13 protein-coding genes are annotated in these 12364 nt (G+C 65.6%); 1 reads left to right on the top strand and 12 read right to left on the bottom strand.

What is annotated here, in order from left to right; all coding sequences use genetic code 11:
- Positions 1 to 330 precede the first annotated feature (330 nt).
- Positions 331 to 621: a hypothetical protein gene (locus tag B3D50_RS02325; RefSeq protein WP_286949238.1), complete on the bottom strand. Its 291-nt coding sequence runs from the start codon at positions 619 to 621 to the stop codon at positions 331 to 333.
- Positions 618 to 986 (bottom strand): hypothetical protein, encoded by a 369-nt coding sequence (locus B3D50_RS02320; protein ID WP_286949237.1) that lies wholly within the window; start codon positions 984 to 986, stop codon positions 618 to 620. Before B3D50_RS02320 ends, B3D50_RS02325 begins: the two co-directional genes overlap by 4 nt.
- Before the next feature lie 101 nt (positions 987 to 1087).
- On the opposite strand from B3D50_RS02320, the gene B3D50_RS02315 reads away from it, so the two are divergent.
- The gene (locus B3D50_RS02315) at positions 1088 to 1309 is read left to right on the top strand and encodes a hypothetical protein (RefSeq protein WP_286949236.1); all 222 of its coding nucleotides are present in this window, start codon (positions 1088 to 1090) and stop codon (positions 1307 to 1309) included.
- On the opposite strand, the gene B3D50_RS02310 is transcribed toward B3D50_RS02315, so the two are convergent.
- The 10 genes from B3D50_RS02310 to B3D50_RS02265 all read right to left on the bottom strand — a co-directional run bounded on the left by B3D50_RS02310 (position 1306) and on the right by B3D50_RS02265 (position 12353).
- A complete protein-coding gene (locus B3D50_RS02310; RefSeq protein WP_286949234.1) occupies positions 1306 to 3066 on the bottom strand; it encodes a right-handed parallel beta-helix repeat-containing protein in 1761 nt (586 codons plus the stop codon). The genes B3D50_RS02315 and B3D50_RS02310 overlap by 4 nt on opposite strands.
- 1 nt (position 3067) lies before the next feature.
- Positions 3068 to 3316 (bottom strand): hypothetical protein, encoded by a 249-nt coding sequence (locus B3D50_RS02305; RefSeq protein ID WP_269300674.1) that lies wholly within the window; start codon positions 3314 to 3316, stop codon positions 3068 to 3070.
- On the bottom strand, positions 3313 to 6555 hold the full coding sequence (locus tag B3D50_RS02300) for a hypothetical protein (RefSeq protein WP_286949233.1): 3243 nt from the start codon (positions 6553 to 6555) through the stop codon (positions 3313 to 3315). Before B3D50_RS02300 ends, B3D50_RS02305 begins: the two co-directional genes overlap by 4 nt.
- Position 6556: 1 nt before the next feature.
- Positions 6557 to 6985: a DUF6950 family protein gene (locus B3D50_RS02295; RefSeq protein ID WP_269300676.1), complete on the bottom strand. Its 429-nt coding sequence runs from the start codon at positions 6983 to 6985 to the stop codon at positions 6557 to 6559.
- A gap of 7 nt (positions 6986 to 6992) precedes the next feature.
- On the bottom strand, positions 6993 to 7622 hold the full coding sequence (locus B3D50_RS02290) for a hypothetical protein (protein WP_286949232.1): 630 nt from the start codon (positions 7620 to 7622) through the stop codon (positions 6993 to 6995).
- On the bottom strand, positions 7622 to 8209 hold the full coding sequence (locus tag B3D50_RS02285; protein ID WP_191001870.1) for a hypothetical protein: 588 nt from the start codon (positions 8207 to 8209) through the stop codon (positions 7622 to 7624). Before B3D50_RS02285 ends, B3D50_RS02290 begins: the two co-directional genes overlap by 1 nt.
- The gene (locus tag B3D50_RS02280) at positions 8209 to 10539 is read right to left on the bottom strand and encodes a hypothetical protein (RefSeq protein WP_286949230.1); all 2331 of its coding nucleotides are present in this window, start codon (positions 10537 to 10539) and stop codon (positions 8209 to 8211) included. Before B3D50_RS02280 ends, B3D50_RS02285 begins: the two co-directional genes overlap by 1 nt.
- Positions 10532 to 10711 carry a hypothetical protein gene (locus B3D50_RS02275; protein ID WP_286949229.1) on the bottom strand — a complete coding sequence of 60 codons (180 nt, stop codon included), beginning with the start codon at positions 10709 to 10711 and terminating at the stop codon, positions 10532 to 10534. The genes B3D50_RS02280 and B3D50_RS02275 overlap by 8 nt, the downstream gene beginning before the upstream one ends.
- 203 nt (positions 10712 to 10914) lie before the next feature.
- A complete protein-coding gene (locus B3D50_RS02270; RefSeq protein WP_286949228.1) occupies positions 10915 to 11388 on the bottom strand; it encodes a hypothetical protein in 474 nt (157 codons plus the stop codon).
- Positions 11385 to 12353 carry a phage tail tube protein gene (locus tag B3D50_RS02265; RefSeq protein ID WP_191001866.1) on the bottom strand — a complete coding sequence of 323 codons (969 nt, stop codon included), beginning with the start codon at positions 12351 to 12353 and terminating at the stop codon, positions 11385 to 11387. The genes B3D50_RS02270 and B3D50_RS02265 overlap by 4 nt, the downstream gene beginning before the upstream one ends.
- Between the last annotated feature and the right edge of the window lie 11 nt (positions 12354 to 12364).

The raw sequence follows: 12364 nt of genomic DNA, 5'->3' as shown, positions 1-12364 counted from the left end.
CTGTGCTGATCGCCCTGTGTCTCGCGATCTTCGGAGTGCTTTATTGGCTGGCGGCAGGCGGGTAAGCGCCAGATAGCACTGCAACCATATCGAAGATCGCTTCGTTCAGGATCGGCCGAAAACGAGTTTCATAGTGAATCAGAAGCCAGTTATTGAGCGCGCCTTCGAGTTGGCCGACAGCGGACGTTTCCGTATTCCTAGTGAAGTGCGCAAGGCGCTATTTCATGAAGGATACACGCGTTCAGATTTGTTTGGCCTAGAGGGTAAGGCGACGTGGAGCCAATTGCGTGATCGATGCAGCAAAGCAGTCAGGCAATCGCTCACGCCTGCTTAAGCGACGCGATTAACGCTCTGCCGCCTCACGTTCCGCCACAGAACATGGGCGGTGTAGGCCACGGCGCAGACCAGCAGAGCCTCGGTGCGGGATGCGCCATAGTCCCCGACCAGAACGGTCAGGGAATAGGCGCCCAGGATCAGCGACAGGATGAAAAGCGCCCGTCGCACATCCCCCGGCCCCACAGGATAGTCGCCCATTCGGGGCTTCAGCGCCTGAGCCCGCAGTTGCAGGCAGGCGCTGCCATAACCGCTCGCCAGCGCGGCGATCCAGTCGACCCAGGTCATCCCGACTTCTCCTTGCCCAGACGAGAGGCCCAGCGCTTGGCCCCCTCGATGACGAGCGGCAGAAGCTCCCAGCCCAAACCACCGACGACGAAGCCGACGGCGACCGGATCGACGGCCGCCCTCAACCCCTCGAACGGGATCATGGCGACCAGCGCCGGGCCGAGAGCGAAAGCCGCGACGGTGCCGACCAGCAGCCCGGCCGTCACATTCGCCAGCGCGCGCCAGAAGTCCGACAACGTCGGCCGGTGCCCCGCCTTCACCAGTTGCACGAAGGTGTAGACGCCATAGATCAGCGCCCCGGCCGCGCCTCCGAAGGCATAGCGCAGCCGCCCCAGGTCGAAGCCGGGGGGTAGATCAGACAGCATAGCCGCCTCCTCTCCATTCTGATGGGAAACTCGCGGCGCCGCGAACGCCGTATGGTTATTTCAAGATAGACAAGGGCGGTTCTGCGAAGCATGACCGTCACATGGAAAAACAACGCTCCACGAAATGGCGTGACTTCGGCGTGGTGGCCTTGGTCATCGTCACTCCGCTGGCGGGGGCAGTTGCAGCCTTCGCCCTGGCCGGTTGGCATCCCGGCGTCTTCGGCGGCGCCTTCGCCGTCGCGGGCATCACCACCGGTTTCCTGATGAGACTTCCGAAAGTTCAGGCCGCATTGCGCCGCCTGTTCTCCCAGGCCATAGACTAGGCTGGGTTGAAGATGCGGATGGACGACGCCGGCGCCTGCTCGATCTGACCGCCGCCGTTCCCGCCAAGCGAGACGTTCACCGCAGAGATGTCGTCGCCTGCGACAGACGTGGCGATCCCTGACCAGTCGTTTCCATTGATGAACGAGTTGGCGATCTGGAGCGACCAGATCTCGCTGCCCCCCAAGCCGTGGCGGCGGTTGTCGGTCAGCTGGGCGTTGTTGATCGAGATACCATAGCAGCCGTCCGAGAACATCATCCCGCGCCAGCCATTGCGGTAGCTCTGGACATTGTTGAACGAGCAGTTCGCCGCCGCCCAGACCGCGCGCACGCCGTCATGGCTGTTGTCGTGGACAAGGATGTTAGCGAACGAGCAGTTAGTCGCAGCCGACACGTAGAGGCCGTGGAAGCCGTTATTATAGCCCTGAAAGCCGTTGATGCTGGCGCCGTCGCAGGTGTCGATGTTCATGCCGGAGGCGTCCACGCCCGGATAGCCGTTGTCGTAACCCCGGCAGTCCGTGACCGACAGGCGCTTGCAGTTGTGCAGGTAGAGGCCATCGATCAACGAACCCACGCCGTGGACGTTGTTCAGGGTCACGTCATCGACGCCCGAGAACTGAAGGCAGGTCGTATGATTGCTCGACGGCTGGTTGAGCAGGTTCCCGTCGAGCACCAAATCGAGAATGTTGATCTTCTGCTTGCCGCTCGCGGCGAGGATGTTGGTGTTGTTGGCCACTCCTGGGACCAGCATCAGACGGGAGACAACGCCGTAGCCGACGATGGTCCGATTGCTCGGCACCTGAAGCGTGTCGCTGATCATATAGGTGCCGGGCGGCACGATGATCACCGTCTTGCCCGAGGCCAACGCAGCCTTGAAAGCGTTCGTGTCGTCCGTCGAGGCGTCGCCCCGCGCGCCATAGGCGGCGTCGGTCACGACGGCCGCGTTCGGAAGGCTGAACCCGCCGCCGAATCCCCCAGAGGCCAGCAGTTCGCGAACCCACGCCGTGGTCGGAATGCGCGTGTTGTTCGCACCAGGCGGCGGCTTGGACACACGCGCTGCGCCGGTCAGGATCGGGTCGGCCTTCGGAGCCAGGGCAAGGACGGCCGCCTCCAGCGCCTCGAGCCGAGCGGCCGTAGAACCGGCAGGCGCCTTGTTACCCACGTTGGACGCGACGCCGCCGAGCGCGTCGGTCAGGTTCTGCATTTGCGCCACGAAGGGCGCCAGCGCCTCGCCGATCGCCCGGTTCACCCACCCGGCCGTGGCCACCTCGGCGCCGTCCGCCCCGAGCGCGGGGGCCGTCGCCGTGGCGTCGGTCAGCTCGGCGCCCGACTTCAGGGCATATTCGGCCAGCGCCGTCGTCAGTCCCCTTTGCGTCACCGCGCTTTCAGCGAGCGCCTGAATGGCCGCTGCGTTGGCCTGAACGGCGTCCAAGACCTCGGCGGCGACCTTGGCGGGCGATGCCAGCCAGCGCACGAGGCCCTCCCGGTCCTTGATGGGATAGAGGCCGTCGCCGTTCGGCCCGCCCGTCGCCGTGCCCGTAGACCAGTCGCGATACTGGTCTGCCCATTCCTCTGACTTCGCCAGATAGCCGGTGATCGCCTCCGTCGTATTGACCGGGAAGAGCAGCCCGACAGCTTCGAAGGCGTCCGCCAGAGCGGCTCGCAAGACCGCCTCGGCGGCGACAGGATCAGCCGACGTGTGGAAGGCGCGCACGGCGGCGGCCATCTCTTCGGCCAGGGCTTCCAGCTTGGGGTCCATGTCAGCCCTCCGTGTGCGTTTCGATGAGGACGGCCACGGCGCCCTCATCTGCATAGGCCACGTCCGGGGCGGACGCCTTGCGCTTCAGGCGCCCGTCCCTGATCTCCAGGGCGGTGTCATCGATATGTAGCGACGTCCCCGCCTCGACCAGCAGTTGCCCCGGCTCGAGGTAGCGCGCCGCCACTGCCGGGTCAGCGTCCAAGCTCCGCACGATGGCCCCAGAAGCCGCATCCACAACGCGATAGATCATTGGTTCGTCTTGTATTCTGTGGCCGAGATGTAGCGCGTCTTGGAGTTCTGCACCGACATGTTGTCGGTGTTGGACGAGATGCGCACGAAGTATCGCCAGAACCCCGGACCGGGCCGGTCGATGACCTTGAAAGGCACCATTCCCGCGAAGGTGTCGTTCGCCATGCCGGAACCCTCGACGGTATGGGTCAGGATTTGGACCCCGATCCCTGTATCGGCGGAGCGCCGGATTTCGATGGTGCTGGTGAAGCTCCCCGAGGCATCGTGGCGCAGTTGAAGCCAGGCGTTGAAGTCGATGAGAACCGGGCTCCCGGTCTTCTCGACCGCCGTCCAGACCTCCGCCACCACGACCGGCGCCGTCCCGTTCAGGTTGATCTGCCCGGCCTGATAGCTGGCCGAGAGGCCGGTGATGGTGTTCTGCTGGATTTGCTCGTTGCGGATGGTCCCGTCGACCAGCAGGTCTCCGGTGATCCTCACGTTCGAGTCGAAGGTCCACTGGCCGCCGATGTAGTTCAGCACCTGGACCCTGGCGCCCGAGGAAACGTCCACGAAGAACACCCGGTCGAATGCAAGCTCCAGATCGATGCGTTCCTGTTCGGCTCCGACGTTGACGCCCCCGACGCGACCGTTCGCGTCCACAAACAGGGAGGCGCGCGCGCTCACCCCGTCGATGGCCTCCAGCAGCATGCCTGCGCGGGTTTCAAACTCGCCCTTCTTCGTGAAGACGGCATTGACGTACTCGGCGATCACGCCGTCGGCCCCGACACCCGCGTTCATGGCCGAAGTGACCCGCGCGTCCACCTCGTCTCCGGTCGGCCGGTTCGTGAGCGCCGTACCGATGGAGATGAGACGCTGGTTCAGCGTCTCGGTCGGCGTGACCTTGATCTTGGCGCTGTCCAACTGCCAGGCCGACGCATTGGCGAGGTCGACGCCCATCTGGCGCAGGGCCTCGGCGGAAGCCGACGCCTCCTCGGCGGCTGTGCTGGCGACGGTGAAGATGTGGCTGCTGGCCGTGCCCGCAAACTTCGCCTCGATCAGACTGTCGCGTTGGGCGAACGAGACGCCAGGACCGACCATCACCTTGTCGCGGTCGATGATGAACGTCAGGCCGTCGGGCGAACGCGCGCCGATCAGGCCCAGCGTAGACGCCATAACCTCGTCGTCGGTCTCGCGGCGCTGGGCCTCTTGCGTGATCGCCACGCCGTTGTTGACCAGACCGGCCGCGACACCGGCCAGGTCAGTACGCTGCTGACCCACCTCGACGTTGATCGCATCGACCTCGTCGTCAAGGGCCACGACACGCTCGGGCAGGACCGTGAAGTCCCCCACCGGCCGCCCGCCGATATGGGTCACATCATCAGCGACCAGCTTTCCAGCGAGCCACGGTCCGACGGGCAGGCGCTCGGAGTAGTTCTGACCCCGGATGTAGATCAGGCCGATCCAGTAAAATCGGTCGCCTTGGACGTTGATAGGGATGGTGCGCGCCGTCGGAGGCCAGCTCCCGGCAGACTGCCAATCCGCACTTTCAGGCGGATTGAGGTGCGGGTCGACACCGGCCGGGACTTCCCACCACTGCACCTCAATGGCGGTCGCCGTGCTGTTACCGACCTCGCCCCACAAGTCGAAGCCTGGGACCAGAGAACCGCCAGCACCGGGAGGGCGCGGCATGATGATCCATTCCCCCGGCAACGGCGGCGACACATGCGTTGGATCAACCGGCGTCAGCGCAGGCGGCGCCGGAGGCGTGGGGCTCTGTCCAAGCGCCCAGGCGTACTTCCCGTCCGTCTCGCTCACGAAGCTGACACGCACGATGCGAGTGGCAGGATCGTACTCGGTGTTGAGGCAGAGGCACTTCAAACCGTTGAGCACGAAGCCGGGCTCGGTGATCGTGAAGGCGTCTCCCGGCCGAATGCGCTGCATGTGCGGCTTGAGCGGGATGACCCCGGCGATGCCTTCGCGCGTGTGAGCGATCTGCAGGGCCGCCAGCTGCGCCGCCTGCTTGGCCGAGGGCACGTAGTGATAGTCGAGCGGACGGGGGCGAACGCCGCCGTCCTCGTCCTGATAGGCTTGCGCCGTCACGTCATCGATGGCGGTCAGTTGCCAGCGGTGCGCCTCAGACCAGAACTTTGGACGTATCGTGTTGATGCGGTCGATACGGCTCGCCGCCGTGTCGATCTCCAGCGGACCGGCTGTATCGAAAGCCGTGATCGTAACGAGGCTCGGACGCGGGGCGGCCCGGCTGATGCAGCTGATCTTTCCTGCGCGCTGGGCGTAGATGGCGCCGCCTGCCTGCAGGAATGAGTCGAGCACCTGGCTCTTGTCGTCGTCAGTCGTGGGATAGGCCGCGACCGTCCAGCCGTTTGCATCGGCGACGTTCGCCGCAGCGACGAAGGCCGGTACGTCGATGCCCGACAGCTTCGCTCCGATACCACCGACCTGATAACCGACTTGCGGCGCACCCTTGCCGACCGGGCTTTCCCACAGGCCGAGCGCCCATTTCAGGCCCCAGAGGATCGGGTTGGTGATGTAGAGCCAGGTCGAAGGATCATGCAGGCGGCAGGGGCCCAGCCCGCCCGGATAAGTGCTGTCCCGGCGCGGATCCCAGCCTTTCAGGCCGCGCACGACATGAAGGGGGCGTGGTTCGCCGGTTGGATAGGCCGACCGCTTCGAGTTCTCCCCGAGCACCATCAGATAGGCGGCCTTGCCGGAGAGGCGGTGCGACCCGCTCCACATCGGCAGGGTGGCGTTGTGCTTCAGCCCCGAGGGGGAAGGCAGGGCGACGTCCGGCTGAGCGCCGAGCGTCTGCCGCATCCACATCTCGCCGGTCCACTGTGAGGTGACGGCCCGGCCTGCGGCGTCGAAGGTGACGAACTCGTCGTCGCCCCGGAACGTCTCGTAACCATCAATCGGACCGGCGCCCGATATGACGGAGACGAAGCCGTAATACATCAGGTCCGGCCCGAAGGTCTTCCGATGGACGGCAGAGCCGGCGACACCAACTCGGCCAGCAGCGAACGGGATCGGGCCATCAGGGTCGAGCGTCCATTCGAACGTGCGCCCCGCTGCTCCCACCTGCGGCTGAAGAGCAGACATCGCCGCCGCGATAGCGAGGTTCTTGACCACGCTGATCGCGACCGACTTCAGGGTGGCCACCATCGCAGCCTTCGCCGCGGTGGCCGCCATCGCCGTCGTCGCGGCCGTCGTCGTGAAGCTGGCGGCAGCAAGCGCAACCTGGGGCATGTCAGACCCTCCAGGCCGTCACGATTTCAACCGGCATGAGAACCTGGCCGACACCGTCCTTGAACCCGAGCACCCGTATGGCGCAGGGGTCGAGGGCGACCGTCAGGGAGCAGCCGAAGGGGTCGCCATCCGGCATGGCCAAAGCCACGATATCGCCGGGCAAGGTCTCGGCCGAACCGATCCGGCTGCCTGGAAGCACCGCGTCCATCAGGCCCAGAAGGTCTATGAACCCAGCCTTGCGGATGTACCGAACCGCCCCGGCTTCGGTCGTGTGTCGCGAGGCGTTGATGAGCTTCGCCGAGCGGCCTTGCTTGTGAAGAGCGTGGGCTGTGAGCTTGCCGCAGTCGCGAACGCCAGGCGCGTAGGTTCGCCCGCAAAAGCGGTCCATGCAGGCTTGCGTCGCCGCAGCCCGCTTGATCAGGTCGGGCATAGAAGACCTATCGTGAGAAGGGGATGAAGGTGTTCAGCAGGCGCTTGAACAGACCGGGATCGGGCGGGCGCGAACGCCACTCTTCCTTGCGGGTCACACCATCGACGTTGATCATGCCGAGCTCACCCGGCCAGCAACGTTGATGAAAGGCGTTGTTGAGGCGCCAGTCCGTGTTCGGCTCGAGCTGCCGTTCGGCCTGAGTGCCGCACTCGATGGTCAGCGTCCAGGTGACGACGCGGAACCTCGGCTTGTCGATCTCGCCGTCGAACTTCAGTTCGGGATAGCCAATCAGCAGACCGTCCTGACGGTGAATGACCCCCTCCCACCACTGCACCCTAACGCCCTGCATTGAGGGCGCCGCGAGCGCAGCCGCCGCGACGTCCGAGGCCGGGAGGATGGTGATATCGACCCGCGTCGTCTGGGCCTCGGCGCCATCCTTGATCGATGAGATCGTCGAGAGGCGGCCATAGGTGGGGTGGTTGCCGTAGTAGATTTCGGGGCCGTTGCCCTCATTGGCGTCGAACTGTGTAAAGCCGCCGTCTGTCAGGCAGATGGGGCCGCCAGGCGTATCGAACCGTACCAGAGTGGTGGTGATGGGGCTCGGCTGCTGATAACCACCGACGAGCGCGTTATCCATCACTCGCGCTCCCTGATCTTGAACGACACCTCGACGTTGTGGTTGTCGTAGACCTCGGTGTCCGACACATCGCGGGGGTAGCCCTCGATCTTCGGCTCCTTGATCTCGACCACTGACCCGTCGGGGTGCGGACGCCGCAACAGGGTATAGAGCGGCAGAGTGATCGTGCCGTCTGGCAAGACCTGCGTCGCTTGGAACACCCGATACAGGAACCGCTGAACGCCGCCGTTCACGACCGATAGGAACTGGCCCTTCCTGAACCAGTAGCCCGGCCTCAGCGCCCTAATGCGGAGCGCCGCGCCGATCTGCCCCGAGCCGTTCACCACCGGGGCGGCGCCGGGCTCTCCTACATCCAGCCCCGGCTGAAAGACCGGCGCAACGAGGGTGTCGCCTTCGACGTGCAGATCCGACCAAGCCAGGCTCTCGAGGTAGTCCATCTCGCCGTAGTCGTAGGCGAACTCGTATCGGCTGCCCTTGCGACGAAGTTCGAGCTCCCCGCCGCCGAAGGCGGGTTCGAGGACGTTCTTGGAGGAAACCAGCCGGAACGACTGCTTTGCTGGCGGCTGCGTCGGAAGCAGGATGGGCATCAGCGGCGCCCCCGCGTGTATCGGTCCGTTCGCGCCCGATCTGACGGCACAACTTCGCGAGCTCCGTTGAAGGCGCTCTGCGCGGCTTCTTGGGCATTGGCGTTCGCCTGGGCGATCAGGTCTTCCGTCACGACCGCCCCCTTGAAGTCGAACACGTTGCGCTGCTGAACCACCGGAGCCGAGCCGCTGCCGCCGCCACCGCCCATGCTGTCCTGAAGCATGCGCACCGTCTCTGCTGCTGAGGTGACATGACCCTGACCGCCGATCATGAAGAGTTCGGGCCGCCCGTGCTCGACCGTCGTGTAGAACTGGCCCGCGCGCGTCCCGCCGCCCGCCGCCCGACCGCCGCCGAAGAACGACGATGCGAACTTCATGGCGCCTTGCACCCAGCCGCCGAGGCCGCCGCCTGAACCGCCGCTCCCGCCGCCGATCCCGCTGAAGCCGCCCTTCAGCAGGTTGAAGAGCTGCTCGAGCGCGCCATCGAGGAGGCGCTGCTTCAGTTGATCGCCGATGTACTCGCCGATCCGACCGTCTTGGATGGCCTCCACCACTTCGCGGCCATAGCTCTTGAACTGTTCCTTCAGTCGCTCTTCTTCGCGATGATCGAAGAGTTCGACACGGCGCTGAGCGCCTCTGTCGAAGACGCTGAGGCGACGGCTGCGTTCGGCTTCGTCCAGCTCGGGATCATTCTCCAGCTCTGCCGCCCGGCGCTTTCTGGCCATCTCGATAGAGGCCAGGAGGATTTCGCGCTCAATGCGAACGCGCTCCCGCGCTGTGCTCGCCATCTGGGACTCGATGTCGAGCAACTCCAGCGCCGCGCGAGCGCTATCTTCCTCGTCGCGCAGACGGCGGGCAGCGAGGGCTCGACGCTCCTCCCACTCCACCGCGGCCTTCTTTTGCCCGATCAGCTCGTCCTGCTTCGCGCGAAGCAGCTGGGCCTCGACCTCGGTCAGGCCGCGCAGTCCCTTCGACTGGACGTATTCTTCTTCGTCCCGAGCGATCTCGCGCAGGCGCGCGGCGCGCTCGCGTTCCAAGTCCGCGATCTCGTAGGCCGCTCGGCCTTCGATGGAGAGGAAGCCTCGGTCGTATCCACGGGCGATGTCGTCGTCAGCTCGCGCCAGACGCTCGTTCGCGCGGCTTTCGCGCTGCCTGCGTTGTTCAGCCTCCCGCTCAAGCCGGGCCTGCTCAGCGCGCGCGGAGGCGCCACCGCCGCCTGAAGTATGTCCGAGCGGCGCAAAGCCGCCGCCCTCCGGGCGCAGGACGCCCGGCAGGTCGAGCGACCAGATGTCGAAGTCCTGAAAGGCGTCCTGATTGGCGCCCGGCGCGAAGGCCCCCTTCGCCCTCGAAGCGAGATTGCGGACCAGCCCACCCACGCCCGGCAACCACTGGGCGAACTGCGCGATAGCCCGCTGCCAGGCCGGAAGCTGGCTGGTCATGTTCGATATCTCGACCGAGCTCTTGGCGATCTCGCTCGTGAGGTCTGAGAAAATCGTCGCCAGCGGGGCGACAGCCGTGTCGCGGATGACACGGAACTGCTGCCCGGCGCGCTCCATCGCCCGGTCGGCCTTGTCGAGTTCGGCGACCGTTTCGGCGCCCATGACGAAGCCGAGTTCGCTGGCCTCATTCCTCAGTCGCTCGAGCTCGTCAGAGCCCAGTCGCAGGATCGGCAGAAGCTCTTCAATACCCAGCGAACGGGCAAGCGCGACCTGCTTCGCGCGGTCGTCGATCTGGCCCAAGGTCGACGACAGGAGGGTGAGCAGCTGGTCGGCCGTGGTGATGTTGTCGAGCTGATCCTTCGTGATCCCGAGTTCCTCGAAAACCGGCTTCAGCTTTCCATCGGCAATGCCGAGCTTGAACCGCCCGAGGACGCCGTTGAGCTTTTCCATCCCCGCTTCGAGTTTGGCGGTGTCGACGCCTGCCTCGTCGGCCACGTAGCGCCACTCCTGCAGGGCTTCGACCCCGAGGCCGATGCGTTCGGCCGTGTCGGTCAGAACCGCTGCGTCCTCCATCGCCTGGAATGCGCCTTGGGTTGCGATGGCCACAGTGCCCAGCACCGCCGCCAGAGCCATACCGGCGAAGCCGAATGCGCCCAAGGCGACACCGGCGGCGCCCGCACGGCTGGTTAGGCCGTCAATCGCCCCTTTCGCTTCTCCAACCCCGAGGGAAAGAGCCCTGATGGCCGGGTTCGCAGAGCGTTCGCCCAACGCGATTTCGGACCACATCTTGCGGCCGCTGTCGCCGATCTGGTTGAACGTGCGGCGAACAAGGGCGCCGCCCTCAACAAACAGGCGAATGCCGACGCCGCCGCGACCAGCTGTCGTGTCAGTCATCGTCCGCCTCCGTGTCAGGCTTCTGCGGCCCGCCCGCCCGTTTCTTCCGAGCGGCGGCCTGTGCCGCCAGCGCTGCGGGCTCGAAGTCGTCGAGCAGCGTTTCCACGATCCAGCCGGGAACATCTTCGAGGCGAGTTCGCACCGATTGTCGGTCCACCCGCACGGGGGTCATTCCGCCCCCGGTCCACCCGCTGGATCGCTGAACGGCGTCCCACACCCGGCGCCCTTCTTGGGTGCGGCAGGCGTGTTCGACTTGGGGGCAGTTGCGCCCAGAAGCGTCGGGTATGCCGCGCGCGCAGGCCGCCCCGATTTTCGAGCAGTTGTTGCAGTAGTCGGGGCCGATGCCGTCCTTCCGGGCTCCGAAGAGCCACTCGGCTAGGCCCCGGAGGGCTTTCCCTCCACGATCAACAGCCGGGCCGCCTCCGTCAGGATGTTCATCAGCTGGTCGCTCATGCGATCATCGAGAAGCAGCACCTGCAGAACCTCTCGGGTGATCGGTGCAGGCTCGCGCGTGTCCTCGTCGACCACGCCCTCCCAGCTGATAAGGCCGACGAGGGCGCACTCGACCGCCGTCAGCCAGAGGCCGATGCCCGACAGGAAGACGGCATACTGGAGCGGCGACTTCTCGCGCATGTGACGCAGCGCCTTCACGCCGCCATCGGGGAGCAGTTCATGCTCCATCAGAAGCGGGAGCAGTTTGCCGTCGTCGCGCAGGATCGCCTGTGCCGCGTCGCGAGCGCCCTCCCATTCCGGTGTGCGGAGGCGGCGGACCGTCACTGTCATCGACTGGAAGGGCGGGCTGAGGGGCCTCGTAACCGGCTCGGTCCGCGTGGAAACGACGACCGTCACGGATAGGTCTCCACGTCGTTCGTGATCACGATGCGCGCGGCGCCAGCGGCGGCCGTCTGATAGGGCGACCAGTTGATCGTTCGCTCAATCGCCCCGACGCCGTCGATGGGCAGCGGGCTCGGCGACAGCAGCGCCTGGGGGTGCTCGAGGCGGATCAGATGGTCATCCACCACCCCAAGCAGGTCAAAGGCCGCCGAGAAGGTGGTTTCCTCCTCTTCCATCACATCGAAGGCCAAGCCGATGGCGCGATAGGAGGCCGAACCCGAGTGCTGGGCGCCGTTGGGGCGAAGGCTCGACATGGTCGGGGTGGCACTGAGGTAGATGCCCTCCTGCAGCGTTCGGCTGTAGCTGAAGCTGCCGGAGAGCATGTTATCCGCCGCCGTCGCGTTGACCTTGAACAAGGCGCGCAGAATGGGAGCCTCAGCCGGAGCGGCCGCAACCGTCCCGGCCGGGAAAGCCGTCGCCTTGCGGCGACGAAGACCAGCCAGCGAAATATTGATGTTGAAGTCCTGCGTGGTCTCGCCCGTGAACTGGGTCGAGATTTGCGCGATGGTCAGACCCTCGTAGACGCGGATGTCGTTGTCACCGACCTTGATCGCGATATCGAAGTACTGCTCGGCTTTCGAGCCGCTCTCGAAGACGTGGTCAAACAGGGCGCCATTCTCGACCGCAGCAGCGGGAGCGCCCATGCCGAAGCGCAGCCAGATCGGAAGCTGACGGGTGTCCGCGTCCAGCACCAGTTCTCCCGCCAGGCGGAAGAAGCCTTTACGCGGGCGGGTGGGATCGAGGACGTTCTTGCGGATGCCAGGATTGCCCAGCTTGTTTCGCGGGCGCCATTCCTGCGACGGCGTGATGCTCAGCGTCAGAAACTCGACAGCCTGCCAGGCCGTCGGGGCGGTGTTCAGGTCGGGGCGGCGGCCGATGCGGGTTTCGCAATCGCCGCCGTACCAGATGTCGTTCGGCATGGTCGTGCTCC

Origin of the sequence: Brevundimonas sp. UBA7507 (genome assembly GCF_002478355.1) — a bacterium.
Classification (GTDB): domain Bacteria; phylum Pseudomonadota; class Alphaproteobacteria; order Caulobacterales; family Caulobacteraceae; genus Brevundimonas; species Brevundimonas diminuta_D.
The sequence above is the reverse complement of the archived record's forward strand: the minus strand, read 5'-3'. Positions and strand labels throughout refer to the sequence as shown.

Excerpts from the sequence above, each read along its gene's own strand:
- B3D50_RS02325 (WP_286949238.1), bottom strand. The coding sequence starts at position 621 with ATGACCTGGGTCGACTGGATCGCCGCGCTGGCGAGCGGTTATGGCAGC.
- B3D50_RS02320 (WP_286949237.1), bottom strand. The coding sequence starts at position 986 with ATGCTGTCTGATCTACCCCCCGGCTTCGACCTGGGGCGGCTGCGCTAT.
- B3D50_RS02315 (WP_286949236.1), top strand. The coding sequence starts at position 1,088 with ATGGAAAAACAACGCTCCACGAAATGGCGTGACTTCGGCGTGGTGGCC.
- B3D50_RS02310 (WP_286949234.1), bottom strand. The coding sequence starts at position 3,066 with ATGGACCCCAAGCTGGAAGCCCTGGCCGAAGAGATGGCCGCCGCCGTG.
- B3D50_RS02305 (WP_269300674.1), bottom strand. The coding sequence starts at position 3,316 with ATGATCTATCGCGTTGTGGATGCGGCTTCTGGGGCCATCGTGCGGAGC.
- B3D50_RS02300 (WP_286949233.1), bottom strand. The coding sequence starts at position 6,555 with ATGCCCCAGGTTGCGCTTGCTGCCGCCAGCTTCACGACGACGGCCGCG.
- B3D50_RS02295 (WP_269300676.1), bottom strand. The coding sequence starts at position 6,985 with ATGCCCGACCTGATCAAGCGGGCTGCGGCGACGCAAGCCTGCATGGAC.
- B3D50_RS02290 (WP_286949232.1), bottom strand. The coding sequence starts at position 7,622 with ATGGATAACGCGCTCGTCGGTGGTTATCAGCAGCCGAGCCCCATCACC.
- B3D50_RS02285 (WP_191001870.1), bottom strand. The coding sequence starts at position 8,209 with ATGCCCATCCTGCTTCCGACGCAGCCGCCAGCAAAGCAGTCGTTCCGG.
- B3D50_RS02280 (WP_286949230.1), bottom strand. The coding sequence starts at position 10,539 with ATGACTGACACGACAGCTGGTCGCGGCGGCGTCGGCATTCGCCTGTTT.
- B3D50_RS02275 (WP_286949229.1), bottom strand. The coding sequence starts at position 10,711 with ATGACCCCCGTGCGGGTGGACCGACAATCGGTGCGAACTCGCCTCGAA.
- B3D50_RS02265 (WP_191001866.1), bottom strand. The coding sequence starts at position 12,353 with ATGCCGAACGACATCTGGTACGGCGGCGATTGCGAAACCCGCATCGGC.